26 protein-coding genes and 1 riboswitch are annotated in these 24,453 nt (G+C 46.2%); of the genes, 5 read left to right on the forward strand and 21 right to left on the reverse strand.

The window, feature by feature from the left end; genetic code table 11:
• Positions 1-225 precede the first annotated feature (225 nt).
• From MKY73_RS20720 to MKY73_RS20730, 3 genes are all read left to right on the forward strand, one after another.
• Entirely contained in the window at positions 226-720 is a 495-nt protein-coding gene (locus MKY73_RS20720) for a cation:proton antiporter regulatory subunit (RefSeq protein ID WP_091032736.1), read from the forward strand.
• A gap of 4 nt (positions 721-724) precedes the next feature.
• A complete protein-coding gene (locus MKY73_RS20725; RefSeq protein WP_339303245.1) occupies positions 725-1,963 on the forward strand; it encodes a cation:proton antiporter in 1,239 nt (412 codons plus the stop codon).
• 112 nt (positions 1,964-2,075) lie between these two features.
• On the forward strand, positions 2,076-2,981 hold the full coding sequence (locus MKY73_RS20730; RefSeq protein ID WP_339303246.1) for a YitT family protein: 906 nt from the start codon (positions 2,076-2,078) through the stop codon (positions 2,979-2,981).
• A gap of 263 nt (positions 2,982-3,244) precedes the next feature.
• Here MKY73_RS20730 and MKY73_RS20735 read toward each other — a convergent pair whose 3' ends face one another.
• The 6 genes from MKY73_RS20735 to metA all read right to left on the reverse strand — a co-directional run bounded on the left by MKY73_RS20735 (position 3,245) and on the right by metA (position 10,138).
• A complete protein-coding gene (locus MKY73_RS20735; protein ID WP_339308677.1) occupies positions 3,245-4,258 on the reverse strand; it encodes a zinc-binding alcohol dehydrogenase family protein in 1,014 nt (337 codons plus the stop codon).
• A 36-nt stretch (positions 4,259-4,294) separates the two neighbouring features.
• Positions 4,295-5,233 (reverse strand): aldo/keto reductase, encoded by a 939-nt coding sequence (locus MKY73_RS20740; protein WP_339303247.1) that lies wholly within the window; start codon positions 5,231-5,233, stop codon positions 4,295-4,297.
• 228 nt (positions 5,234-5,461) lie between these two features.
• Entirely contained in the window at positions 5,462-6,598 is a 1,137-nt protein-coding gene (gene mqnC / locus MKY73_RS20745; RefSeq protein ID WP_339303248.1) for a cyclic dehypoxanthinyl futalosine synthase, read from the reverse strand.
• A 241-nt stretch (positions 6,599-6,839) separates the two neighbouring features.
• Entirely contained in the window at positions 6,840-8,012 is a 1,173-nt protein-coding gene (locus MKY73_RS20750; protein ID WP_339240860.1) for an aminotransferase class I/II-fold pyridoxal phosphate-dependent enzyme, read from the reverse strand.
• A complete protein-coding gene (locus tag MKY73_RS20755) occupies positions 8,009-9,196 on the reverse strand; it encodes an aminotransferase class I/II-fold pyridoxal phosphate-dependent enzyme (protein ID WP_339303249.1) in 1,188 nt (395 codons plus the stop codon). Before MKY73_RS20755 ends, MKY73_RS20750 begins: the two co-directional genes overlap by 4 nt.
• A gap of 24 nt (positions 9,197-9,220) precedes the next feature.
• Positions 9,221-10,138: a homoserine O-succinyltransferase gene (gene metA / locus MKY73_RS20760; protein ID WP_339260044.1), complete on the reverse strand. Its 918-nt coding sequence runs from the start codon at positions 10,136-10,138 to the stop codon at positions 9,221-9,223.
• Positions 10,139-10,372: 234 nt separating this feature from the next.
• Positions 10,373-10,496, reverse strand: a riboswitch (SAM riboswitch).
• 451 nt (positions 10,497-10,947) lie between these two features.
• Between metA and corA the strand changes: the two genes are divergently transcribed.
• Positions 10,948-11,883 carry a magnesium/cobalt transporter CorA gene (gene corA / locus MKY73_RS20765; protein WP_062833460.1) on the forward strand — a complete coding sequence of 312 codons (936 nt, stop codon included), beginning with the start codon at positions 10,948-10,950 and terminating at the stop codon, positions 11,881-11,883.
• 70 nt (positions 11,884-11,953) lie between these two features.
• Here the strand turns inward: corA and MKY73_RS20770 are convergent, their stop codons facing one another.
• The 8 genes from MKY73_RS20770 to MKY73_RS20805 form a co-directional block, all read right to left on the reverse strand.
• Positions 11,954-12,955, reverse strand: a complete 1,002-nt coding sequence (locus MKY73_RS20770; RefSeq protein WP_339303250.1) for an HRDC domain-containing protein — start codon at positions 12,953-12,955, stop codon at positions 11,954-11,956.
• 176 nt (positions 12,956-13,131) lie between these two features.
• The gene (locus tag MKY73_RS20775) at positions 13,132-14,010 is read right to left on the reverse strand and encodes an ROK family protein (RefSeq protein WP_017689617.1); all 879 of its coding nucleotides are present in this window, start codon (positions 14,008-14,010) and stop codon (positions 13,132-13,134) included.
• A 76-nt stretch (positions 14,011-14,086) separates the two neighbouring features.
• Positions 14,087-14,773: an MOSC domain-containing protein gene (locus MKY73_RS20780; protein WP_339303251.1), complete on the reverse strand. Its 687-nt coding sequence runs from the start codon at positions 14,771-14,773 to the stop codon at positions 14,087-14,089.
• Between the two features lie 30 nt (positions 14,774-14,803).
• Positions 14,804-15,910: a phosphodiester glycosidase family protein gene (locus MKY73_RS20785; RefSeq protein ID WP_339303252.1), complete on the reverse strand. Its 1,107-nt coding sequence runs from the start codon at positions 15,908-15,910 to the stop codon at positions 14,804-14,806.
• Positions 15,911-15,915: 5 nt separating this feature from the next.
• Positions 15,916-16,809 (reverse strand): 5'-3' exonuclease H3TH domain-containing protein, encoded by an 894-nt coding sequence (locus MKY73_RS20790; RefSeq protein ID WP_339240852.1) that lies wholly within the window; start codon positions 16,807-16,809, stop codon positions 15,916-15,918.
• A 138-nt stretch (positions 16,810-16,947) separates the two neighbouring features.
• Positions 16,948-17,313 carry an arsenate reductase family protein gene (locus MKY73_RS20795; RefSeq protein ID WP_339303253.1) on the reverse strand — a complete coding sequence of 122 codons (366 nt, stop codon included), beginning with the start codon at positions 17,311-17,313 and terminating at the stop codon, positions 16,948-16,950.
• Between the two features lie 431 nt (positions 17,314-17,744).
• Complete coding sequence (locus MKY73_RS20800) at positions 17,745-18,728, reverse strand: RluA family pseudouridine synthase (RefSeq protein ID WP_339303255.1); 984 nt, start codon at positions 18,726-18,728, stop codon at positions 17,745-17,747.
• The gene (locus tag MKY73_RS20805; protein WP_339260035.1) at positions 18,725-19,300 is read right to left on the reverse strand and encodes a cob(I)yrinic acid a,c-diamide adenosyltransferase; all 576 of its coding nucleotides are present in this window, start codon (positions 19,298-19,300) and stop codon (positions 18,725-18,727) included. Before MKY73_RS20805 ends, MKY73_RS20800 begins: the two co-directional genes overlap by 4 nt.
• 150 nt (positions 19,301-19,450) lie before the next feature.
• Between MKY73_RS20805 and MKY73_RS20810 the strand changes: the two genes are divergently transcribed.
• Positions 19,451-20,062, forward strand: a complete 612-nt coding sequence (locus MKY73_RS20810; protein WP_339303257.1) for a DedA family protein — start codon at positions 19,451-19,453, stop codon at positions 20,060-20,062.
• A gap of 82 nt (positions 20,063-20,144) precedes the next feature.
• Here the strand turns inward: MKY73_RS20810 and MKY73_RS20815 are convergent, their stop codons facing one another.
• The 7 genes from MKY73_RS20815 to MKY73_RS20845 all read right to left on the reverse strand — a co-directional run bounded on the left by MKY73_RS20815 (position 20,145) and on the right by MKY73_RS20845 (position 24,404).
• Positions 20,145-20,687, reverse strand: a complete 543-nt coding sequence (locus MKY73_RS20815; protein WP_339240845.1) for a bifunctional adenosylcobinamide kinase/adenosylcobinamide-phosphate guanylyltransferase — start codon at positions 20,685-20,687, stop codon at positions 20,145-20,147.
• Positions 20,688-20,724: 37 nt separating this feature from the next.
• Positions 20,725-21,276: a hypothetical protein gene (locus tag MKY73_RS20820; protein ID WP_339303259.1), complete on the reverse strand. Its 552-nt coding sequence runs from the start codon at positions 21,274-21,276 to the stop codon at positions 20,725-20,727.
• Between the two features lie 170 nt (positions 21,277-21,446).
• Entirely contained in the window at positions 21,447-21,713 is a 267-nt protein-coding gene (locus tag MKY73_RS20825; protein ID WP_091014723.1) for an aspartyl-phosphate phosphatase Spo0E family protein, read from the reverse strand.
• Between the two features lie 143 nt (positions 21,714-21,856).
• Entirely contained in the window at positions 21,857-23,065 is a 1,209-nt protein-coding gene (locus MKY73_RS20830; protein ID WP_339260031.1) for an aminotransferase class I/II-fold pyridoxal phosphate-dependent enzyme, read from the reverse strand.
• A 13-nt stretch (positions 23,066-23,078) separates the two neighbouring features.
• Entirely contained in the window at positions 23,079-23,579 is a 501-nt protein-coding gene (locus tag MKY73_RS20835; protein WP_024628343.1) for an Lrp/AsnC family transcriptional regulator, read from the reverse strand.
• 160 nt (positions 23,580-23,739) lie between these two features.
• Entirely contained in the window at positions 23,740-24,135 is a 396-nt protein-coding gene (locus MKY73_RS20840; protein ID WP_339303261.1) for a spore coat protein, read from the reverse strand.
• A gap of 35 nt (positions 24,136-24,170) precedes the next feature.
• On the reverse strand, positions 24,171-24,404 hold the full coding sequence (locus MKY73_RS20845; protein WP_339303263.1) for a hypothetical protein: 234 nt from the start codon (positions 24,402-24,404) through the stop codon (positions 24,171-24,173).
• Between the last annotated feature and the right edge of the window lie 49 nt (positions 24,405-24,453).

Here is a 24,453-nt window from a genome sequence, read left to right on the forward strand (position 1 = left end):
AACCCTTATTGCACACGTTAGATACAAAGCGATGTTTATCGCCTTAACGAACGAACCTATTTTTGTTGTACCCACACTCACAAATTCTAATCATATGGCTGTGTCAGGAATTTCTGGCTCTGTTTACCCGCATCTTTTGATGTTCCCTAGAGCAGCAGATTATACATTTTCGGGAAATAAGCCTGTCTTCTGTGGCCAGCCCCTAATTATAAGGAGGCAACAACCATGGATGTACGCGAAACAGACTTGCCGGGGATCGGCAAAAAATTTCAGATTGAAACAAGCAGCGGTGATAAAATTGTCATTATTATTCACGATGACGGTCGCCGGGAAATGTACCACTTCGAGTATGATGATCCCGATCAAAGCATCTCGATGATCACACTTGACGATTACGAAGCACGACAAATTGCTGCTATTGTAGGTGGATTAACTTACAAACCAAAGCAGCTTGAAAATATTGAAGTCACGTTTGACGACCTGATTATCGAGTGGTACAAAATCGAACCATCCTTCGGATGTATCGGCAAATCCATCGGTGAATTGGATGTACGTCAAAACTCTGGGGCGACGGTTATTGCCGTTGTAGAAAAAAATCACAAAAAACACATCAGCCCAGGTCCGGAGGTAGTTATCAGTGCAGAATCCACGGTAGTAGCCGTTGGCGAACGCAATCAGCAGAAACTGTTTAAATCCCTCCTCCTGACTGGAAGGGGGTAAATAGATGGATCATCTGATATTCGAAGTAGGTCTGGCCCTTGTGCTCATTGCGGCAGCCGGCCTTTTATCAGCAAAATTAAGATTTTCGGTCGTTCCGTTTTATATTCTGATCGGGATGGCCGTTGGGCCACATGCCATGAAAATCTGGCATCTGGACTTCCGCTTCATTGAAAGCCAGCCATTTATTGATTTCATGGGTCGGATCGGTATTCTGTTCCTTCTCTTCTACCTCGGACTTGAATTCTCGGTAGGTCGTTTAATTAAATCGGGTCGCTCTATTGCAGTTGGCGGCTCGATCTATATCGGAATTAACTTTACGCTGGGATTAATATTCGGTTTTATGTCCGGTTTCCCAGTTGCAGAAGCACTTATTATCGCAGGTATAACTACCATCTCTTCCAGTGCCATCGTGGCCAAGGTACTCGTTGATTTGAAACGAACAGCCAATCCGGAAACAGAAATGATATTGGGTATTATCATGTTTGAAGATGTATTCCTCGCTGTATATATCTCGATCTTGTCCGGACTTGTGCTTAGTGATTCATCCTCCATCGGAGGCGTGCTCATGTCCGCACTTATTGCCCTCGGATTCATGCTTATCGTCATAATTCTTGGACGCAAAGCAACGCCGCTACTAAACAGGTTGCTTAAAATACGATCGAATGAGCTATTCTCTCTTGTTGTATTCGGAGCTTTGTTCCTCGTAGCCGGCTTCTCTGAGACCATTCATGTTGCCGAAGCGATCGGTGCATTATTGGTTGGACTGGTGCTTGCTGAAACAGAACACGCGAAACGGATTGAGCACTTGATTCTGCCGTTCCGTGACTTCTTCGGAGCCATCTTCTTCTTCAGCTTCGGACTGTCCATTGATCCGTTGTCTCTGGGTGGCGAAGCCGTATGGTTAGCTCTGATTGCAGTTGTTATTACATTGTTCGGTAACTTCCTTGCAGGCATGATGGCCGGTCGCAGTGCAGGCCTATCGCCCAAAGCATCGGCCAATATTGGATTAACCATTGTGTCACGAGGTGAATTTTCCATCATCTTGGCCAACATGGGTAAAGCCGGAGGACTGCTGCCAATGATTCAACCATTTGCCGCACTTTATGTCCTAATTCTGGCCATTCTGGGGCCCTTATTAACCAAAGAGTCCAAACATGTTTTCCGTTTATTGGATAAAATATTCAAGTTCAAAGATCCTCGGAAAAAGAAAGAAGAGCCAAAGGTACTGCAGAAAGAAGGGTAATGCCTATGTCTGTGCAGAACAGACATACGATCGTACTTCGCGGCTCTGCGCCGGTCTTTCTGTGACTAACCCAGGGAGAATGGCTCGAAAGCCGCACTAAGGAGGATGACCTATGAAAGCACCTCTGATATCGGCTAATCCGGTGCCTGCCACCGCCAAGACCAGAATATCGTCCACCCGCCGCTGGTTAAACCTATTGCTCGTGATTATGGGTGGGATTCTGGCCTCCGTGGGACTTGAATTGTTCTTACACCCCAATAAGATCATTATTGGAGGCATAACAGGCATTTCCTCCCTGTTCGCCCACTGGACCGAAATGAGAATTGGATTATTCCTATTTTTATTCAATGTTCCGTTTATATTTCTGTCCTACAAGATTGTGCAGAAGAAATTTGTACTGGTTACTGTGCTGGGTCTGGTTGTCTTTTCGATCGGTGCCATTGTGCTTCATCCCATGCCGCCACTTGTAGAGCACCCGCTGGCTGCCGCCATGTTTGGCGGATTATGTCTCGGACTTGGAATTGGGCTCGTCGTGCGGTACGGTGGGACACTGGATACGCTGGAAATCGGTGATCCGTCTTCCCGTCCACCTGAACGTGTATTTAGCGGAAAACGGATGCTTATCGAAAAAATAATCATGCTGCTTAACTTGTTGATACTGACAGCCGCTGGTGTTGTCTTTGGCTGGGACCAAGCAATGTATTCCGTAATCGCCTACCTTATTGCTTATGAAATGGTGTACATTGCGTTCAGGGGTTTCTCTTCCAAACGCAAAGTATGCATTTTGACCACACAAAGCTCTCAAGTTGAAAAAGCTGTACGCAAACGGCTGCGCCGTGAACCTGGAACGCTGGAAGCCACTTCTGACTCAACACAACTCGCTATGGCTGAAGGATGGATCAGGCAGATCCCGGGTGCACTTTATTATGAGGTACATGTGCTGGAGATGATCTGGTTGAAGTCCATTGTGCGTCACATTGATCCGCATGCGGGCATTATGACCAATCCGGAAAAATAATAGCTCATGTAAGTTGAACCAAAGATATTTACACTGACACTACGATGACAGAACAACCTTTCAATCGCTGTTATCCTCAGATTTTTTCGATTCCCTTTTCTGAAGGGAAAAATCCGCGGATAAAGGCGAACGCTTCGCTTTTTCAGGTTTTTTCTGCCCTCTTCGTTATCGTGTAATTTTAATTCAACATACAAAAAACGCTCTCTTCCCCTATGGATGGACAGTATTGTCCACCAAGGTCAGAGAGCGTTTTTTTTCTGTTATTATAGCTCAACGATGGCTTTGACTACATGTGAATCTGGCAAGAGCCATTGGTCGATTGTAGCAGGTAACTCATCAAACTCCACTCGGTGTGTGATATAACCATTCATACTTAATTTCTTTTGACGCAGGGTTGACAAGACTTGTTCAAAATCTTCACGGGTTGCGTTTCGGCTGCCCAGCATGCTCATCTCCCGCTTGTGAAACTCAGGATCATGGAAAGTAATATCCGCTTTCACCAGTCCGACGAAAATGAGTTGACCACTGTGCGCCACATATTGAATGGCCTCATTCATGGAATTCACGTTACCGGTTGCGTCGAAGACCGCTGTAGCATAGTCGCCTCCCGTAATTTCAGCCACTTGTTGTACAGCCTGTTCATTGGCCTGTACCAATTCATCCGCTCCAGCCCAAGTCCGGCTAAGCTCGAGCCTGTCCAGGTTACGGTCAACGGCAATAACATGGGCACCTGCCTGTTTGGCAAATGCCATGACGCCAAGCCCAATCGGGCCAGCTCCAATCACAACTACATGCTCACCAGGCTTAATTCCCGCTCTCCTGACCGCATGGGCTCCAATGCTTAAGGGTTCTACCATTGCGGTCTCATCCAATGTCAAACCTTCTGCTGAGAGCAGATGTGAGACCGGCACGCTGATTCTTTCTCTCATGCCTCCGTCTACATGGACACCCATGACTTGCATGGACACACAACAATTGGTTTTTCCACTGCGACAAGCAATACAATGACCGCAATGCAGATATGGAATAATGCTTACCTGATCCCCTGGACGTAGCCCTGCATCGTTCGGACCGATCTCTTCAATAACACCCGCCAGTTCATGACCCAGCACGCGAGGATAGGTAAAGAATGGCTGATTGCCTTTGTACGCATGCAGATCTGTTCCACAGATTCCAATCCGCCTTATCGCAACCAGCGCCTCTCCTTCTGCACGTTCCGGTTGAGGCAGGTCCTGCAGCTCTAGACGATCTATTTCTTCACACACAATGGCTCTCATCATTGTTCCCCCTTGAATGATTCTAATGTCATGTTGTTATAACTCCGCATTATATTCAGGACGCCCGCTTGACCACGTCTCGTTACGCAATGGAGCCAATATGCGCAGCACTTCATCCAGCAGCCCTTGATCTATCGGTTCCTCGATCCAGGCTGCGTTATTGACGATATTACGCTGGTTGGCACTGCTCACCAGTGTAGTTGGAATACGTTCATTCGACGTGGAAAATTGCACGGCCAGCTTGGCAATGTCACTGCCTTGATCTGCACAGAATTGTGCAGCCTCCAGACAGAGCTGCTTCACCCGTTCACCTGCCGGATGCCAAGCAGGAGCACCTCGGGTGCTTAACAAGCCCATAGAAAGAGGCGAAGCATTCACGAGTCCAATTTCTTTCTTTTCCAACAAAGGCAACAAAGATAACAATGAGGTATCGTTCAATGAATAATGACAATACGAGATGATTGCATCCGCATTGATCTGTGGCAGAACCTTCTCGAACAATGACAAGGGTAAACCGCAAATGCCCGCATGACGAATAACTCCCTGTTCTTTCAGACGTAGCAACGTTGGAAAAGCTTCTTCAATAATTATTTTTGCTGGCACAAATTCAATATCATGCAGGAACAAAATATCAATATAATCGGTATGCAATCGCTTGAGGCTCTCTTGTACACTATCCTGAATCCGCTTACGTGAAAAATCAAACTCATTTTCCCCATACCGTCCGGCTTTGGTTGATAACATATATGAACTGCGCGGCAAGCTGCGGATAGCCTCACCCAACACCGTCTCTGCCTTTGTCAGTCCATAATAAGGCGAAACGTCTATGTAATTCATTCCGGCATCTACAGCAGCATGTACAGTGCGAATTCCCTCTTCCCGGTCAATGTCACGAAATACAGAGCCAAGTGAGGATGCTCCAAAGCTTAATACAGGAACGTCCAGTTCGGTCTTTCCAAGTGTTCTTCTCTTCATTGGTTTGCCCCTTCCAACATGTCTGACTACACAAGTTCCTTTTCATTGTAACAGTTCAATTACAATATAAAATATCGCCAATTGCGTAACATGTACTGTTTAATGACCTCAATCTCCAGAAAAAATCAAAAAGCCCGCCGTTCCTCCAGAGGGAGTAGTCAGCGGGCTTGCTTCATTAATACTCATCTAACGATCAGCATATATAGAAGTGGTATACAAATATTATAATTAGTTCTGCATTACGAAATCTTCATGCACGGTATTCTCTTCATCGAACATGCGCAAGATGTCGTAACGGGTGTTACGTTGTGCCGGAATATAACCAGACTCTCGAATCAAACGTAAAATGGATTCAATGTTCACTTTGTAAGTTGCACCCGCAGCAGATACAACGTTCTCTTCGATCATGGTGCTGCCGAAGTCATTACATCCAAATTCAAGCGACTTCTTACCGATCTCAGGACCCATGGTTACCCAAGAGGATTGAATGTTCTTGATATTATCAAGCACCAATCGGCTGATGGCTACAGTTTTCAAGTACTCTTCCGGCGTCTGACGCTCCAGCTTAAGGTTGGTATTGTCTGGTTGGAAAGTCCAAGGAATGAACGCTAGGAAACCTTCGGAATCGTATTTGTTCGCAATACATTCATCCTGAGCTTCACGTACACGGAGCAAGTGCAATGCACGCTCTTCCATCGATTCACCAAGGCCGATAACCATCGTTGCCGTGGTGTTCATGCCGATGCGGTGTGCCGTTTGCATAACGTCCATCCAATCCCGCCATGAACCTTTCAAACGGCTGATTTTCCGGCGTGTACGGTCATCCAGAATTTCAGCGCCGCCGCCAGGCAAGGAATCCAGTCCAGCTTCGTGTATAGCACGAACAACCTCTTCCAATGTAAGGCCATCGGAGACTTCAACCATTTTCATGATCTCAGCAGGTGAGAACGAGTGCATCGTGATGTTCGGAAAACGCTCCTTGATGGCTTTCAACAGGTCTGTATAATAGCTGAAAGGCAAGTTTGGATTCGTTCCCCCTTGCATCAAAATTTCGGTACCATTCACATCTTCCGTTTCCTGAATCTTCTGGAAAATAACTTCATCTGGAAGCACATAACCTTCATCTGAACCAGGTCTGCGGTAGAAAGCACAAAAACGGCAGTACACGTCACACACGTTCGTGTAGTTGACGTTACGCCCAATTACAAATGTTCTGTATGGCTCAGGGTGCATGCGTTTCATAACGACATTAGCAGCTGCCCCGATTTTGTCCACTTCATTGGATTCAAATAACTGAATCGTGTCTTCCAAGTCCAAACGTTCGCCCCGAAGGGCTTTATCTAAGATACGGTCTACCGTACTCATCGTAAAAAAGCCTCCCTCATGAAGAGAAATTATATAACGATCCGTCCCAACTTGTTCAAAAGAAGCAAGTTCTGGTGGCAACATCGCATTTCTGTACTCCACATATCGTAACACAGGTTACATGTGAAAAAAAGCACCTTATGCAAAGGTGCTTTAAAAATAAGTAAAAATTTTTACATATGGAATGGAATTTATCCGAACTTAAGTGATACCCATAGGGCTATTTGGATTCTCCCTTTTGCTAGGATTCCTGAAGTGCTTGTTCCAAATCTACAATCAGATCTTCGATATCTTCCAGACCTACCGAGAAACGCAGCAACCCGTCTGTAATGCCACGGTCCCGGCGAACCTCAGCCGGCATTGCTGCATGAGACATCATCGCTGGGTAGGACAGAATACTCTCGACAGCTCCCAGGCTTACAGCAACAATGGGTAGCTTCACCCGGTTAAGAACTGCTTTTGCACGATCTCCTGAACCGACGTCAAATGAAACGACAGCTCCATATCCTGTTGACTGGCGCTCATGTGCCTCGCGGCCCGGATGATCCTCCAGTCCAGGGTAAAAGACAGCGGTAATATCACTGCGTTCATTAAGCCATGCCGCAAGTCTGGCTGTACTCCGTTCACTATGAGCCATACGAGCCCCCAAGGTTTTCATCCCGCGCATCAGAAGCCAGGATTCTTGTGCCCCGAGTACAGTTCCAAGTCCATTTTGCAACTGTTTCAGTTGTACGCCAAGTGATTCCGTGCGAGCAACTGCTAAGCCTGCAAGCACATCACTATGCCCCCCTAGGAACTTGGTAGCACTATGTACGACGATATCCACACCAAGCTCAATTGGACGCTGATAGTACGGTGTCATAAAGGTGTTATCCAGAATCGTGATCAGGTCATGTTCCTTCGACCAGTCAGTTACGGCAGCGATATCCGTAATACGCAGAGTAGGGTTGGACGGTGTTTCCATATAAACTGCCTTGGTGTTCGGCTTGAGCGCCGCTTTTACTTCATCTATATTGGTCATGTCCACAAAAGTCGTCTCAATCTGCATACGGCTTAATATGGAAGTAAGCAACCGATACGTGCCTCCATATACATCTTCCGTTACAATCATGTGATCCCCTGCGGAGAACATCATGAACACGCTGGAGATCGCAGCCATCCCCGATGAATAGGCGAATCCTCGCGCTCCGCCCTCCAGCAGTGTGATGTAATCTTCCAGAGCCTGACGTGTCGGATTACCCGAACGACTGTAATCATGTTGAGGCGGATTGAAGATATCAAAATGATGGAAGGTTGAGGCTTGATAGATTGGCACACTGGAGGCTCCAGTTGTTTTGTCGATTTCATCACCAAAATGAAGCAATTTGGTATCAAATTTTAATTCAGAATTGGGCTTGTTGTTGGACTCACTCATGAGTGCACGCCTCCTTCAACTTCCTGTTGTGCAGCTGTCAGAGCATTGCCAAGATCTGCAATCAGATCATCCGCATGTTCAATGCCTACAGAGAACCGGAGCAGTCGGTCATCGACACCTACGGCATCACGGATTTCAAGCGGAATATCCGCATGCGTTTGTACCGCTGGGTAGGTCATGAGTGATTCCACTCCACCGAGACTTTCGGCAAAAGCAATCAGTTTGATATGACGTAGCAATGGTTCAACGTAACGTGCATCCTTCACTTTAAAAGAGAAGATACCTGTGTTACCGGTGGATTGTTTATTCTGCACCTCATACCCCGGATGATCGGACAGGCCTGGATGATACACTTCACCCACCGCTGGATGCTCAAGCAAGTATTTGGCAATGGTAAGCGCATTGTATTCATGACGCTCCATGCGAAGAGCCAGCGTTTTCATGCCTTTCATCAACTGGTAGGAGTCGCTTGGAGACAATACCGCTCCAATGGAATTATGCAGGAAAGCCATCTCTGCAGATAATGCCTCACCCTTGGTTATAATTAGTCCGGCCAGCACATCATTGTGTCCGCCCAGATATTTGGTAGCGCTATGAATGATGATATCGGCGCCCAGTTCAATCGGACGTTGGAAAAATGGAGTTAACAACGTGTTGTCAACAATGGTCAACAGGTTGTACTTTTTCGCCCAGGAAGCAACGGCTTCCACATCTGTGATCATCATCAATGGATTGGTTGGTGTCTCAATAAATACCGCTTTGGTATTTGGCTGACGAACCTTCTCCAGTGCTGCCAGGTCATTCGTGTCCACATAACTTGCGGTTACACCGAAACGGGACAAAATGCGTTCGAGCAGGCGATAGGTCCCACCATACAAATCCAGCGATACTATAAGATGATCTCCTTGACCAAACATGGCAAAAATCGTTTGCAGGGCGGCCATACCCGAGCTACAGGCAAACCCTGCATCACCGGACTCCAGCGCTGCAGCCGCTTCTTCCAACACTTTACGGGTTGGATTCGTCGTACGAATATAATCAAACCCCGTGCTTTGTCCTAGCTTCGGGTGGCGAAACGCAGTGGATTGATAGATCGGAAAGTTAATGGCGCCTGTTACCGGTTCATTGATGGACCCTATTTGTGCTAAGCGGCTTTCGATTTTCAACTTGTTGTTGTCTTCCATTGCTGCATCCTCCTGTAATCTCGATTAGATTTGCGGGCCAATATCGTAAGGTGTTTCTTGATACACATAGTAATTGAGCCAGTTAGAGAATAATAAGTTGGCATGAGCGCGCCAGGTAGCCGGTGGCACACGGGAAGGATCGTTATTTGGATAATAGTGTCTAGGCAATGCAATATCCAACCCTCTGGCTACATCCCGGTCATACTCCCACTTTAATGAGAACGGGTCGTACTCGGCATGACCTGTGGCAAAAATTTGTTTGCCGTCTTTGGTCGCAACCAGGAAGATACCCGCTTCCTCGGATTCAGCCAAAATCTCTAAATTTTCATTCTTTTCAATATCTTCGCGTCTCACTTCCGTATGACGGGAATGTGGAACGTTGAATACCTCATCGAATCCACGCAACAATGGAACATGTGGTTTATTGATCGTATGTGGGAAAACACCAAAGCACTTTTCATCAAGTGGTACTTTCGGCACATCAAAATGATGGTATAGACCTGCTTGGGAAGCCCAACATATGTGGAGGGTTGAAGTCACATTGGTTTTGGTCCATTCGAAGATCTCCTGGATTTCATTCCAATAGTTCACGTCTTCAAAATCCATCTGTTCCACCGGGGCACCCGTAATAATCATGCCATCGAAACGGCGGTGCTCAATCTCATCGAAGGTTTTATAGAACAGATCCAAATACTCCTGAGACGTATTCTTCGACGTATGGGATTTGGGATGTACGAGAACAACATCCACCTGAATAGGCGTGTTTCCGACCAGACGAAGCAATTGTGTTTCGGTCGTTTCCTTTGTCGGCATCAGGTTTAATATAGCGATACGGAGTGGACGAATATCCTGCTGGTATGCAGAAGTTTCATCCATGACGAAGATATTCTCTCCTTCAAGTACTTCTTTTGCGGGTAAAGTATCCGGAATTTTGATTGGCATGGTAAGTCTAACTCCTCCTTGTGCATAGATAGATGCAGCTGCCACTGGCTTGATGTCTTCATATCATTACAGTGACAGACTGCCTTGAGCTTGTAAAACATTGAATTGCTCATTCATCCAACGTTACAAACAACCTCAAGTTCCTTAGCGAAAATCACTGCTGAGAAGTCGGGGCATATGACAAAGACCTTCCTCGGATTTCGAGAAAGGTCATATGTAAATAGATATGCGCCTCTCTCATCTCTCAGTTACAACAGTGCCACTTGACACTAGGTCGCTGCAAGAATTAGCACCGTGCGGTATACCGCCGGTTGCCGGGTTTCATCGGGCCAGTCCCTCCACCTACTCTTGATAAGATTTCGCTGTATTAGATTGTAATTTAATATGGTTCACCGTCTACTTTATTACATTAATGCCCTTACGTCAAGGTGCAGTTCTCTGTCCGCTGTCCAGATCGGAACCGTTCTTCATCCGTTGTCATACACTGCCTCAGGGCGCGAAATAGACACATTTTTGCGCTTGAAAGCACCTTGTACCAGCGGTATACTAAACAAGGTGTTATAAACCCTTATGTGAGAGGTGACATATTAAATGGATGGCGACCCGAGGCCTGACTGGCAGCCGAATTCCGACAAACTGCATAGAGAATTGACATCAGCATGCCGGCAGCGGGACGTGACTTCCGTTTGATTATATAGTGAACGCAGCCCTGATCTCCAGGCTCCGCTGCCGACCGGCTGATTTGTTCTTTTTGCGCCCATAATGATAATATCCGCCGAGTTGGCGGGTGCAGAAGGAGTAGATTAACGATGAAAATCCGGTTGGTAAACAACGGTGTATTTATTCCGGTGGACGATATTCAGCAGGCGCTGACTCCACCAGCGGAAGGATTTTACTGGATTGATGCAGATGTAGACGATTTGGCGGTACTTCAACCGCTGTTCTTGATGCATGATCTGGCTGTGGAAGACTGTCTCAGTGACGAAGAACAACGTCCGAAGATTGAAATTTATGAGAACCATTATTTTATTGTGATTAATAGCATCCGTTTCGATGATGAAGAGATATTTCTGCGTGCAGTCAACCTGTTCCTCGGAAGACATTTTATCATTAGTGTTACGAAGCAAAAGGTCAGCGAATTGCGCACACTGAAACCAATCCTGTGGGAACAGGAAATCAGTACACCGGATCGTCTGCTGTATTTGCTGGTTGACTTGATTGTTGATAATTATTTCACCGTAGGTGACCGGATTGAAGCTCGAATCGAAAAGCTTGAGGAAGACATTCTGATGCATACCAAAAAGTCACATCTGAATGAAATCATCGGGCTGCGCAGTGAGATTCTGTGGCTGAAAAAAGTCCTTGGACCTCAGAAAGAGGTCATTAACACACTGAACAAAAAAGATCTGCGTCTCATCGATGATCAACTGCAAAAGTATTTCAGTGACATCTATGAAAATGCCGTAAAAATATCGGAAACCTTTGAGACTTATCGCGACCTAATGGGCAACTTGCGAGAAGCCTACCAATCCAGTATAGCGAACCGGGCGAATGAGATCATGCGTGTGTTTACCGCCATTACCACGGTCTTCATGCCGCTGACGGTTATTACCGGTATATACGGTATGAACTTTACGAATATGCCCGAGCTTAACTGGAAATACAGCTATTTTGTTGTAATTGGCCTGATGGTTACACTGGGCCTGAGCATGTTCTTCATTTTCCGCAAAAAAGACTGGGTATGAACTCGTACGAAATAACAAAGACGATGCGCTCCTCTTGGAGGAACGCGTCGTCTTTTTCTATACCCTGCAACTAACTTACATTCCGCTCTGTCTCTGCATGCCGACGGAAGCGGATGCGAATCATGCGCAGTTTTTCATAGACCTGCTCCAGACTTCCTCCGTCGGGCTTCTCCGCTCCATACACCTTATGTAAAACTGGCTTCAGGAACGTATCTCCCAGCTCCTCATATGCACTCCATACAGCCTCTTGTTCGTTCTCTGGCATCACAGCAAGCTCCACATCAAGAAGGCAATCGGTGTCATAACCTTCGAGATCAAGTGCCTCTAACAGCTCAATCAACTCGCGTCGGGATAATCCGGATCGATTAACGATTTCTTCTAACGTATGCCCTTCCTTCATGCCTTCAAGCACCTGCTTGCGCGTGGTGAACTTATCCAGTTCCTGCTTGTACTTCTGCTCTCTCTGCTTGTATAACCAGTTCTCATACTCTTCTTCCTTCAGCGCCGTGTACACCCATTCCAGCGGGAATGTCGTTGAACGCTCCAACCCGTTCGTAATCTCCATCCATTCCAAACCATAGTCGGTCGCTTTGCTCTCTCCTACGCCCGGCAATTGCATCAGTTCATCCATCGATTGTGGCACAAAGGCACTGATCAAACGCAGCAGACGATTCGTTGCAATAAAATACGGTGCCTTCCGGTCAGACACGGCTCTCTTCCTGCGCCATGTGCACAGATCCGTATATAACTGTTCATTGCCGTATAACTCACTGTAACAATGCAGCCGCTGTCCACCATAACTGCGCAACTTCAAATCATCATTCTCATGAAATAACCCCTGCAACTGCGGTCGGTACCCTTCACTCATCTGTATCGCAAGCCGATGACGGTAAATATGAAGCAGTTCCTCCCAAGAAGTCCCTTCATACCAGATGTTGTCCTCACGATCTCCTTCCTCGTAGCGACTCCATCCCAGCTGCCAACCATCTTCCTCTTCCCCAATCCATAGCTGTGCATACTCTGCATTCTGATCTGACATTCTGGACAATCTGTTCATGAAAATGACTTCCATTTCCGTTCCCTCCCTTTAACATTTCAGCCTAAACGGGTTAGCTACACTATCTACAGGCAGCACAAAAAAACACCTCTCCTGCAAAATCCATGCAAGAGAGGTGCTTCCTCATTAACCGTACTATGCTGTTGCCCATATCATACCACAATGGTAAAATTCGTCAATCCCTTATTGATCTACTTATTTAATGCCAGTTTGGCAAGCGCCAGCGAACCACATAGTCCCGCATTGTCACCAAGTCCCGGTGAAACAACATACTGATCAATCTCGGATTGAAGTGCGGGATGCTGAACATATCCAGCCAGCAACTCCTGCAGTTTGCTACGAACCATCGGGAACAGGTGCTCCTGCTTCATTACTCCGCCACCCATTACGATTTTCTGTGGAGAGAGAATGAGAACATAATTCATCAGTGCATGTGCCAGGTAATGTGCTTCAATCTCCCATGCTTTATGATCTGCAGGCAGTTCATAAGCCGGTTGCTCCCAACGTTTGTTAATGGCTGGACCTGCTGCAAGGCCTTCGAGACAGTCGCCATGATACGGACAGAAACCTTCGTATGTATCCTCCGGATGTCTGCGTACAATGATATGTCCCATCTCTGGATGTGACAATCCATGGACCATTTTACCGCCAACTACAGCACCTGCACCAATACCTGTACCCACAGTAATATACAGACAGCTCTCAAGACCTTGTGCAGCGCCCCAGGTTGCTTCTCCAAGTGCCGCACCATTCACATCCGTATCAAATGTCATCGGTACATCAAAATGCTCCTTGAGCTTGCCAATCACGTTATATTGTCCCCAATGTGGCTTCGGTGTTGTTGTGATATAGCCATACGTCGGGCTTCCTTCAATCGGATCAATCGGACCAAATGAACCTACGCCCAGAGCTTCAATGCCTTTGCCTTCAAAAAACGAAATCACTTGAGCCATTGTCTCTTCCGGTGTTGTTGTTGGAAAACTTACGCGTTCCAGAACTTCTCCGTTTTCTGTGCCAATACCACATACAAATTTGGTTCCGCCTGCTTCAATTGCGCCTAAGATCGTCATGTTAGTCACACTCCCAAGTTAGTTTAAAAAGGAAATCATTTTTCGTGCTTTACTTAATGACACTATAATTATCCTGCTATTTGTTCTCCAGCTTGGACAATCGTTTCATTAACGTCTGCCTCCAGCTGTCTGACAATGCAGAAATGGCCAGCAGCGCCTGGATACCTTCGACATTTTCTTTCCCCTGGTGCATAATTCGATTGGCTTCAAGAACGGTCATTGATGTTGGATCGGTGCTGATCCGTCGAAATGTCGATGAAGGTCTTACCTCACCTTCTTGCAGCACACGAAAGTAAAAGCCAGTATATCCACTCTCCTGAAAATATACAGGCAGTTCCTTATAATCATACCGCGCGCCCAGCTTGAAGCAAGGTTGCCTAGGCTGACTGACCTGCACTGTGGCTTCGCCCAACTCGTAGACATCACCAATCCGAACGACTTCTTCGGCACAGCCTTCAACCGTCAGATTTTCTCCACAAGCTCCCCAGTCTAGCTTGCGATCCATCAACTGTTCCAGCTCCGGATAACGACTGTAATCGTATACACAAACGGCCTTGTCAGGACCTCCATGATGCACCAGATCCGCCTGCGCATCCCCTGTCATTCCAGTGAATGACAGGAAAACCGCGTCGGATACAGGGTGTTTAACAATGCCGCTCAGCACTTCACGCTTCTGCCCAGGGAGCGGTTGCGGCAGTCCTACATTGATGGCCAGAACAGCTGTACTACCCTCCTCTGGCTTTCGATCAGATGTGAGTGTCATTTGCGTCATCCCTCCCATAATCACTTTCTTTTAACGAACAGAGCCACCAAATACGAGTGTATTACTTAAAAGTCGACCTGGTGAGGTCAGCATTTTGCCTCCGGCGTACATGCCTGAAGATGCGCCACCATCCAGATTCATGGCCTGCTTCGCACCAAGCTTTTGCATCACAGCTGCCCACTCCTTGATTGTTGCTCCGGAAACGGTAGCCAGCATAACAGAACCGTCCGCCATGATTGCGATACCACTTCTGGCGCCGGAAGCATTAAGAATCTTGGCATCCTTGAAGCCTTCACTCGTCGGATTTACAGCTACCTTGCCGTCTTTCACCAGACGCGGACCTGCTCCCACAGCGGTCACCACATCTTGCCAAGGAATCTCTTTACCTGCTGCGTTCGTATATTTGTAATTCATTTCTACGGTTGAGCCAACGGTGAAACGATCTGAAGAGGACTTTTGGTTGCCTGTGAAGACCAGCACGGAGCCATTCTTAGGAATGGCTACATTGGTGTTAGGCACTTTTTTGGTCACGATGCCTTTCTCCATGACTACTGCAGTACCACCTTTGAACCCGACTGTCGCACCTCGTTCAGGTGTATACAGCATCGTAATGCTTGCATTCGCAGAGGGTGTTCGATTAATAAATGTCGCATACCAACTGCGTGATTTGCCTTTTGTATCTGTTACTTTACCTGTCAAGCTCACCTGAAGTGAATCCATGATCGCCGAGCCATCTTCCTTAAATCCGATGGATGTTCCGTATCTTCCAATATGTATGACCTTACCATTTGCTATTAACATGCCGTATGGATCTGGTGCTCCATTATATGCTTCGAAAAATGCTCCGTTAATGGCTGCTTGTGCACCATAGGCTTTCACAATCGATGGCAATGTAGCCGTCTGGCCAACTTGCTTCTTCGCGAGTCCCACGGTAACCGGTGTTCCCTTCGGAATCGAAACGGTCTGTACGGTAAAATTACGTCCTGCTGCTTTTACTTTCTGTACTTTGGTGCTAATTGCTGCTTTGGCATCCACTGTCTGTGGCGCACTTACTGCTCCCGAAAGAATTATTGGCAAGGCCAGGACGAGGGCCATAGCCCCTGCCCACCACTTTTTGCCTGATCGTACGTTCTGCATGTTGCTCACCCTATTGCCACTCCCATCCAAGAGCCGAGGCTCTTCATCTCAAGTTGTTCAAACTTGTCCATCACCATATCCGGATCAAGACGCAATTCACAGATATCCAGCGCACAGGCAACCGGAACAGCACAATGAATCTCTGCCAGTTTGCGGGACAGATGAAGCATGTCCAGATCATTCTCAATCTTGTTACGCACCGAAGGCGTCAATTTATCCATGTTGCTCAAAATGCCTTCAATGGAGCCGTACTCCTGTACAAGCTTCAACGCTGTTTTCTCACCAATTCCCCGTACTCCGGGATAATTGTCACTGGCATCTCCCATCAGACCCTTCATGTCAATGACTTGACGAGGTGTCAGTTGTTTCTCTGCCATGAGCGTTTCAGGATTGTACACCATGTAGTTGCCATGGCCTTTTTTCATAATAATGATACTCGTGCGATCATTAATCAGTTGCAACATGTCGTGGTCACCCGTCAATACCATAACATTCATATCGGTCTCTTCGGTATAATACTTCGCAAGCGTCCCGATGCAATCGTCAGCTTCGAATCCTTGTGCACCTATATTCGGAATACCCAGGCTATCCATGACTTCACGAATCAGGGCGAACTGGGGAATCAGGTCATCCGGAGCTTCAGACCGGTTGCCTTTGTAGGCTGCATATTCTTCACCGCGGAACGTCTTACCGCCCATATCCCAACAACATACGACATGACTTGGCCCAAAAGTCTGAACCGCATCCCAGAAATAACGGATAAATCCGTAGACTGCGTTGGTAGGCAATCCTGCCTTTGTACGTCTGATATATCCGCTTGCAGATGTCGCATAAAAAGCACGGAACAACACCGCCATACCGTCCACCAGCAACAAAGTAGGTTCATTACGTTGATTCACTTGAATTTGTTCTCTCCTATCCTGATCTAGCATATAAAATACGAAACTAATTCTATCATTATAGCATAGTTCCGCCAACCATCGTTCAGCCAAAAAAGCCCTGAATTTTGAACAATTCAAGGCTGGTATTCAGCACGCTTATGCGTTATTCCATTCCTGCTCGAACGTTTCTTCCTTGAAACCAACTGTCACCTTTTCTCCATCCGTAACAATCGGACGTTTGATCAACCGACCATTGGAAGCCAACAAACGAATCTGTTCATCAGCGGACATGCCTGGCAGCTTGTCCTTCAATTGTTGTTCTTTGTACACTTCCCCGCTCGTATTAAAGAACTTTTTCACTTCCAGTCCGCTCTTCTGAATCAGATCAGTTAGTTCATCTTCTGATGGCGGTGTGTCAAAAATGGGGATTAGCTCCAGCTCATGTCCTTGCGCTTCAAGCCATTTTACAGCTTTGCGGCATGTGCCGCATTTGGCATATTGATATACTTTTAAGTTGCTCATGGTATGCGTTCCTCCTGTGTGGAGATGGTTTCGACTTCTCGCTTCCCTTGGTTTGCTTCGCAAATCCAAAAGTCGCTCCAAATCGATACCATCGCCATGTAATTTTACTGACTTTTGCGAATGAGATTAAAACACACATTCGCTATATTTTTTGGGTCAAAGTCTTACAGCTTTTATATCCTTAAAAGCTTTTGAGATTTGAATTCTTGAAATATTTAACATGAAATGGGTAAACATCAATACATTAAACCATAAAGATTAGCCTACGGCATGTTGTTCGGATGCACTATAGCACCCCTCACAATGGAATAGCTTACTAGCGATGAAACTTAAGCAGAAAGGGCCTAGCAGGATGGACCGTACAAAAAGCTACGACTCCTACTACACAGAGGGCGTATCTAAGGAAATCTAAGAGCCTCATTGCAGGCTTCCTACAGTTCTTCTCTGGGAGCTGCCTCATCATTCAAACGATTCTCTAGCGCGGCCATATCTAATGGAAATGGGGCTTGGAACGTCATGCGTTCCTGTAGAATTGGATGCTCAAACGTCAATTCACAGGCGTGTAAGGCTTGACGTTCGATCCAGCTATCCCGTTCTTCCCGAACAGCAATGGCCCGTTCATTGATCTCATGCTCAGGTAGTGTCTTGTACATCCGATCTCCGATCAATGGGCAACCGATGGACGTCATATGTACCCGGATCTGGTGGGTTCTTCCACTTTCCAGCTTGAGACTTACTGCACTGGCGGTGCCCTCTGCCCAACGTGTTAACGTCGTATACAACGTTCTCGCGGCGTAACCATCAGGCGTTACAATTCGGCGGTGTGGCTCTTCAGGATCCCGGTCAATCGGCCCATCCACTGACCCTTGTTCCGGGACGGGGCTGCCGTGTACAAAGGCAATATATTTCTTATCTACCGTCCCTGCAATCATCTGTTCAGATACGTGCTGGTGCACATACGGGTTCTTGGCTATAGCCAGCACACCTGACGTTTCCTGATCAAGACGATGAATTGGTCTAAACCGGAATCGCTCACCCTTGGATTTCCAGTAATGAACGACTCCATTCGCCAAAGTACCTGTGTAATGTCCATGTGTCGGATGAACGATGATGCCTGCATCCTTGTTTACAACAAGTAAGTGCTCATCTTCATACAAAACGGTAAATGGGATAGGTTCAGGCAAAATATCATCCGATTCCTCTTGCTCCATCCGAACTTCAACGACATCACCTGCAGCTACCTTGACGCTAATGTATACGCGCTCCCCATTAAGCATAACGCCTTGTTCCGTCAGCTTGATTTTGGACAAGAGCTTGCGGGACACAAGCAGCCGCCGCTGAAGCACGGTCTTCAGCAGCCAGCCATCTTCTTGCTCGGTCACCGTGTAGACAATGGGCGAATAGTATTGGCTCATTCTTTGCGGCGGAAGACTTTTTTGCTCCGCACATATTCAATATCGGCCACCTGTTGTCTCGCGTTGGCCGTCCGTGCAACCACGAAGAAATAATCAGACAGTCGGTTTAGATACCGCCGTACAGACGGATTAATATCCGTATGTTGTCCCAGTGTTACCGTGCGACGTTCAGCGCGGCGACATACGGTACGGCATACGTGCAAAGCAGAGGATAATTGGCTGCCACCTGGAATAATGAAGCGTTCCACTTTCGGATTCTCTGCATCATACTGGTCAATCCATTGCTCCAGACGTGTGACCATTTCATCTCTCACCTTATATTTGGTCTCACTAATCTTCACGAAGGCCAGATCCGACCCGCAATCGAACAATTCCTGCTGCACTTCCAGCAGATGTTCACGCAGATCGTCGAATTCGCCCTGAGCCGAGTCAATAAGGCTAATCGCCTGACCGACAAAACAGTTCAATTCATCAATCGTACCATAAGCCTCTACTCGGTCATCATCCTTGATGACACGTCCACCAATAACCGAGGTCTGACCTTCGTCACCTGTTCGTGTATATATGCCCATCGTTATCCCTCCAATTGTTAATATCATTAATGAATACGGGAATGCTATTTTTTCAGAAACCAGTTTCTCGCTGTACACGTATATAAGAATTGGTGTGCTCTGCCGAGTATACGACAAATCGAAGGAAACCAAAAGCAAAGGGAGACGATTATGCAAAACTGGATAACCGATTTCATGGAACAATACGGCTACATAGGCATTGCACTCATTATTGCTCTTGAGAATGTATTCCCCCCGATTCCATCGGAAATCATCTTGCCCTTTGGCGGTTTCATGACCACTTACACCAGTCTAACTCTTCCAGGGGTTATTATCGCTGCTACCATCGGCTCCGTCCTTGGTGCTGTCATGCTGTATGGTATTGGTCTGCTCATTGACGTCGAGCGCCTTGAGAAAATTGTGGAACGCTGGGGACATGTGCTACGCATCAAAAAAGAGGATATTCACCGTGTCGATGCATGGTTTGACAAATATGGCATGTGGACCGTATTATTCTGCCGAATGGTTCCCCTCGTTCGTAGTCTTATCTCCATTCCGGCAGGCATGTCCAATATGAAATTTGGTTTATTCCTTCTCTTTACAACCATTGGTACATTGATCTGGAATGTTATTCTTGTCTCCGTCGGTGCTGCGCTTGGCGCATCGTGGGAGAGCATTTTGCACTTTATGGACGTCTATTCCATTATCGTGTACGTCATGCTAGCCATTATTGTTATCGGATGTATCATCTGGTGGATCAGACGTAGCAAAAAGCAAAAGTAAAGAACGTTGATAAAATAAAGCCTCCTCGCCACCCATTCGTGGTTAAGGAGGCTTCTTTATGTCACCCGTTTAAGTCATCTCACTATCGTTCATCTTCATTTCGCATGCCCTGACTCTTAAGATCGATAGCCAGACCAGATACCAGCATGTACATCTTTTCAGCATGTATCTGCAGCATCCGGTTAACCGAAGCCATTCTCGCTGTAAATATTCGTTCTTCCTCGGTAGGATGTAATGTGCCATGCATTTCATTGGTAATCACAAGCAGCTTCCCCTGATAAGACAATAACGCATCAAGCAAAAGCTGAGTCTCTGATCGCTGCTGATTCAGATCCTCGGTTGCTCTGAAACTGGTAGCCATCCAGGAGGTCAGACTGTCTACAATTACAATTCGCTGATCCGCCAAAAACAGATTGGATTCCCGATTAATCTGGGTGATCACCTCTGTCAGATGCTGACCGTTCCCGGCATGAATGGCACGATAATGAGCGGATGGCAATTCGGGAATAACGGGATCATGATCACCAGTGGATAAATATACACCCTCCCGGCTAATCCCGGCTGCGTACTTGAGGGCAAACCGAGTTTTACCACTACCTATTCCGCCTGTGACCGTAATCAGCAATCCGCTTCCCTCCTTCCATAGCCATTCTGAATTTTCTTTACTCAGTCAGCGCCTTCAGCACTTTCTTGGATTCTTCGACATTGGAAGATGACACTGGAATGGTAGCGAACAGATTGCTCGCAGCATATTCTACATCTTTAAACATTTTCATATCTTCGAGCGGAATGCCATAAAGATGTGATTCTTGTTTGATATCTGAACCTCCATCTCCTTCACCCTTCTCTACCAATACTCCACCTTCAAATACACCCCGTTCAAACTTCTTGGGGTCAAAAGTATCATCCAGCGGAATATTGGAACCATTACTTCCATATTGTTTCATGTCAGATTCAGGCAAAATGAAGATATCATGTCCTCCAGCCGCATACTCAACCATAATTTTCTGAACATCATACATCGCACTGGTGATCACTTCCACCTTGGGTTCCTCGCCCAGTTTCTGTTGCAGATTAGCCTGTAACTGTTCTGAGATTACAGATGGATTTCCTTGGTTATCAATGATGAAAATGGAAAAATCATCTTTACCACCACAACCAGCAAGCAGAAAAACGATAGAAACGATCGCAGTAAGCCCCCAAAATCTTTTCATTCCAGTTCCCCCTTTAGTCTCCTACGTCCAATATATCACAATTGTTCCACGCAAAAAAATAACCTGTTTGATCGGGGGATCACCCTGCCTTTGCACACACAAAAAAAGAAGACCCTCTCAGGTCTCCCTCTCTAATTCGATTAATGAAACGTTTCAATCCGGCATAAACGTTATTTTGCTTTGATCGGGTTAGCCTTCATATACTCATTAATCTTTAAATCCAGCAAACTGCTGATTTCAATTACAATATCGGATGTGAATGATTTCTCTTCGAGGAAGATCTGTTCCATCTTGCGACGAAGCATATGAATTTCATCTTCCAAGGAAATGTCATGCAAAGATGCGTTATCGGGTTTCACCGACCATCGGTCGCCATGATCGCCTTCTGCCAGAACGTGCCCACGATTCGTCGGTAAATCATATTCAACACAAAACAAAGCTAACCCCTCCTTGGAAAAATGTTTTCCAAATATATGAAAACTTATTTCAAATTGAAATTATATCACATTATTTTGTAAAAGAAAGTTATTTTTTTCCAACGATAACAATGTCACATTTGTAAAAAGATTCTACTTTAGTATTAACCCTCTTTTTGCAGTTTGTAAACAAAGTTTCCGATTCGTTCCAAAGCTTCATTCAATTGGGTTACAGAAGTAGCATAAGAACAGCGCAAGAAGCCTTCACCCTGAGGGCCAAAAACATTGCCGGGAACAGCAGCAACTTTATTCTCCGTTAACAATCGCTCAGCAAACAGGTCGGAACTCATACCTGTCTTTTGAATACTCGGGAATGCATAGAATGCTCCCTGAGGTTCATGACAATCAAGTCCAATATCCCTGAATCCCTGCACAATTAAACGTCTACGCTGATTATACGATTCTACCATCCGATCTTTCTCACCCAAACCGTTCGTCAATGCCTCAAGTGCAGCAACCTGACCCATGGCTGGTGCACACATTACTGTATACTGATGGATTTTGAGCATGGCTGCAATAAGCTCAGGATGACCACACATGTAACCGATCCGCCAACCTGTCATTGCAAATGCCTTCGAAAATCCGCTTACGAGAATTGTTCGCTCCTTCATGTCAGGAATAGCTGCAAAGCTAACATGTTTTTGTGTATACGTCAATTCAGCATAGATTTCATCAGCGATTACAATCAGATCATGCTTTTTAATCACTTCAGCAATCGGCAGCCACTCTTCATACGTCATGATGGCCCCAGTGGGATTACTCGGATAACACAGAATAACCACTTTCGACTTCGGTGTGATGCCAGCTTCAAGTGCTTCGGCCGTTAACTTGAACTGATCTTTTGCGTAGGTTTCAACCCCAACTGGTATACCGCCACCGATTGAAGCGATTGGTGAATAAGCCACGTAGGAAGGTTCAGGAATGAGAATCTCGTCGCCAGGTACGATTAACGCGCGCAAAGCCAGATCAATCGCTTCACTGCCACCCACGGTGACAATAATCTCATCCTTGGGATCGTATTTGGTATCAAACTGAGTATCCAGATATTCACTGATGGCTTCTCTCAACTTCGGCATACCTGCGTTGGATGTGTAACTGGTCATGCCTCTTTCCAGCGAATAGACACAGGCTTCACGCATATGCCAAGGTGTAACAAAATCAGGTTCACCCACACCCAATGTAATTATATCTTTGTTGTCTCCAACCAGATCAAAAAATTTACGAATTCCGGATGGAGGTATCTGCTGCACGAGGGGTGCCAGATAAGTTGTCATTTTCTTATTGTTCCCGGTTGTCTGTTCATTCACTATCATGACACATCTTCCTTTACGGCGAGATCATGAGACGGTTGTCTTCTTGATGGTCTTCAAAGATAATCCCGTCCTGCTTATATTTTTTAAGTATAAAATTCGTTTTGGTTGAAAGTACAGAGTCTATCGGAGATAGTTTCTCCGACACAAAATTAGCGACTTCACGCAGGTTGCCACCTTCCACTTCAACGAGCAGATCGTATGCACCTGACATGAGATATACGGATTTCACTTGAGGATAGAGATAGATGCGCTCGGCAATCCCTTCAAAGCCACGACCACGCTCCGGCGTGATCTGAACCTCAATCAGGGCCGTTACTTTTTCATCATCTATTTTGCTCCAGTTCACGACAGTTGCGTATTTCACGATGACGTGGTCTTGTTCAAGCTGCGCCACGGCATTTTTGATCTTGTCTTCCGACTCCCCCAGCAGCGTCGACAGCAGTGCGGGAGTCCTTCTCGCGTCTTCCTTTAACAGATCCAGAACTTTTAGTTGCAGATCGTTCAAATCTTTCATGATTTTCCCTCCAGCGTCATCCAGGTTCCTGAAAATGAATTAATACTTATATTACATGAATTTAACGTTGATGCATAGACAAAAGACCGCCTGCCCTGAATTCAGGCAAGCGGTGGTATGGTTCTCGAATGTTAGGTGCTTCAAACCTCTTTTGCAAAGGTTACATGTAATAAGGGTTACCGTAATTCGGCTGATGCTGAGGCACATTAGGAGCTTGGCTGTATGAGCTGTTCTGCGTATTCTTTTCCTGAATGAATTGCTGACACTTCTGTTGGGCCTGTTGTGCAGACTGGATTTGCTTGTCCACATCTTGACGGAGTGCTTTGGCCGACACCGAATACATGTTGTTTTGCTGCATCAGATTGAACAGCTCTCCTTGCAATCTCAAGGTATCATTTGTTAAATCGGTGAACATTCGACGTGTCATCGGACAGGATGCTTCCGTAGTCGCAGTCGTATATTCGCGCGAGGTTCGTCTCAAATCTGCAAGAATCGACTTCAGCAGATCTTGCTCCTGCATAAAAGAGCCATTAGATGATAAAGATTGTGAATACATGCATTCTCCTCCTATACAGTTAGAATAGTCTTCAATTACTGAGCTTGTGTCGGTGCAAGAGACTGATGTTGCTGAAGCGCATTGACAAGCGTGTTCAGATGCTGTTCATGTGAGCGAACATAGTGATTCAGTGCGTGTTGAATTTGTGGATTATGTGTGATGGAAGCTGTTGCTGCACACTGCTTAATCAGCAGTTCTTCATTGGTGATCGAGTCCGCAATATAGTTTAATTCCTTGGGACTCAGTGCTTGCATCGTATGATTCTGCATGTTTCGCTGGCCTCCTCGGCATATAGTTTATGCGCAATTATTGTTAACC

This window comes from Paenibacillus sp. FSL R5-0519, from assembly GCF_037974275.1.
In the GTDB taxonomy this organism is placed as follows: Bacteria; Bacillota; Bacilli; order Paenibacillales; family Paenibacillaceae; genus Paenibacillus.

Excerpts from the sequence above, each read along its gene's own strand:
- MKY73_RS20725 (WP_339303245.1), top strand. The coding sequence starts at position 725 with ATGGATCATCTGATATTCGAAGTAGGTCTGGCCCTTGTGCTCATTGCG.
- MKY73_RS20755 (WP_339303249.1), bottom strand. The coding sequence starts at position 9,196 with ATGGAAGACAACAACAAGTTGAAAATCGAAAGCCGCTTAGCACAAATA.
- MKY73_RS20770 (WP_339303250.1), bottom strand. The coding sequence starts at position 12,955 with ATGGAAGTCATTTTCATGAACAGATTGTCCAGAATGTCAGATCAGAAT.
- MKY73_RS20785 (WP_339303252.1), bottom strand. The coding sequence starts at position 15,910 with ATGCAGAACGTACGATCAGGCAAAAAGTGGTGGGCAGGGGCTATGGCC.
- metA (WP_339260044.1), bottom strand. The coding sequence starts at position 10,138 with ATGCCAATCAAAATTCCGGATACTTTACCCGCAAAAGAAGTACTTGAA.
- MKY73_RS20845 (WP_339303263.1), bottom strand. The coding sequence starts at position 24,404 with ATGCAGAATCATACGATGCAAGCACTGAGTCCCAAGGAATTAAACTAT.
- MKY73_RS20810 (WP_339303257.1), top strand. The coding sequence starts at position 19,451 with ATGCAAAACTGGATAACCGATTTCATGGAACAATACGGCTACATAGGC.
- MKY73_RS20820 (WP_339303259.1), bottom strand. The coding sequence starts at position 21,276 with ATGAAAAGATTTTGGGGGCTTACTGCGATCGTTTCTATCGTTTTTCTG.
- MKY73_RS20800 (WP_339303255.1), bottom strand. The coding sequence starts at position 18,728 with ATGAGCCAATACTATTCGCCCATTGTCTACACGGTGACCGAGCAAGAA.
- MKY73_RS20795 (WP_339303253.1), bottom strand. The coding sequence starts at position 17,313 with ATGAGCAACTTAAAAGTATATCAATATGCCAAATGCGGCACATGCCGC.
- MKY73_RS20775 (WP_017689617.1), bottom strand. The coding sequence starts at position 14,010 with ATGACGATCTTAGGCGCAATTGAAGCAGGCGGAACCAAATTTGTATGT.
- MKY73_RS20805 (WP_339260035.1), bottom strand. The coding sequence starts at position 19,300 with ATGGGCATATATACACGAACAGGTGACGAAGGTCAGACCTCGGTTATT.
- MKY73_RS20780 (WP_339303251.1), bottom strand. The coding sequence starts at position 14,773 with ATGACACTCACATCTGATCGAAAGCCAGAGGAGGGTAGTACAGCTGTT.
- MKY73_RS20730 (WP_339303246.1), top strand. The coding sequence starts at position 2,076 with ATGAAAGCACCTCTGATATCGGCTAATCCGGTGCCTGCCACCGCCAAG.
- MKY73_RS20830 (WP_339260031.1), bottom strand. The coding sequence starts at position 23,065 with ATGATAGTGAATGAACAGACAACCGGGAACAATAAGAAAATGACAACT.
- mqnC (WP_339303248.1), bottom strand. The coding sequence starts at position 6,598 with ATGAGTACGGTAGACCGTATCTTAGATAAAGCCCTTCGGGGCGAACGT.
- MKY73_RS20840 (WP_339303261.1), bottom strand. The coding sequence starts at position 24,135 with ATGTATTCACAATCTTTATCATCTAATGGCTCTTTTATGCAGGAGCAA.
- MKY73_RS20740 (WP_339303247.1), bottom strand. The coding sequence starts at position 5,233 with ATGAAGAGAAGAACACTTGGAAAGACCGAACTGGACGTTCCTGTATTA.
- MKY73_RS20735 (WP_339308677.1), bottom strand. The coding sequence starts at position 4,258 with ATGAGAGCCATTGTGTGTGAAGAAATAGATCGTCTAGAGCTGCAGGAC.
- MKY73_RS20750 (WP_339240860.1), bottom strand. The coding sequence starts at position 8,012 with ATGAGTGAGTCCAACAACAAGCCCAATTCTGAATTAAAATTTGATACC.
- MKY73_RS20835 (WP_024628343.1), bottom strand. The coding sequence starts at position 23,579 with ATGAAAGATTTGAACGATCTGCAACTAAAAGTTCTGGATCTGTTAAAG.
- corA (WP_062833460.1), top strand. The coding sequence starts at position 10,948 with ATGAAAATCCGGTTGGTAAACAACGGTGTATTTATTCCGGTGGACGAT.
- MKY73_RS20720 (WP_091032736.1), top strand. The coding sequence starts at position 226 with ATGGATGTACGCGAAACAGACTTGCCGGGGATCGGCAAAAAATTTCAG.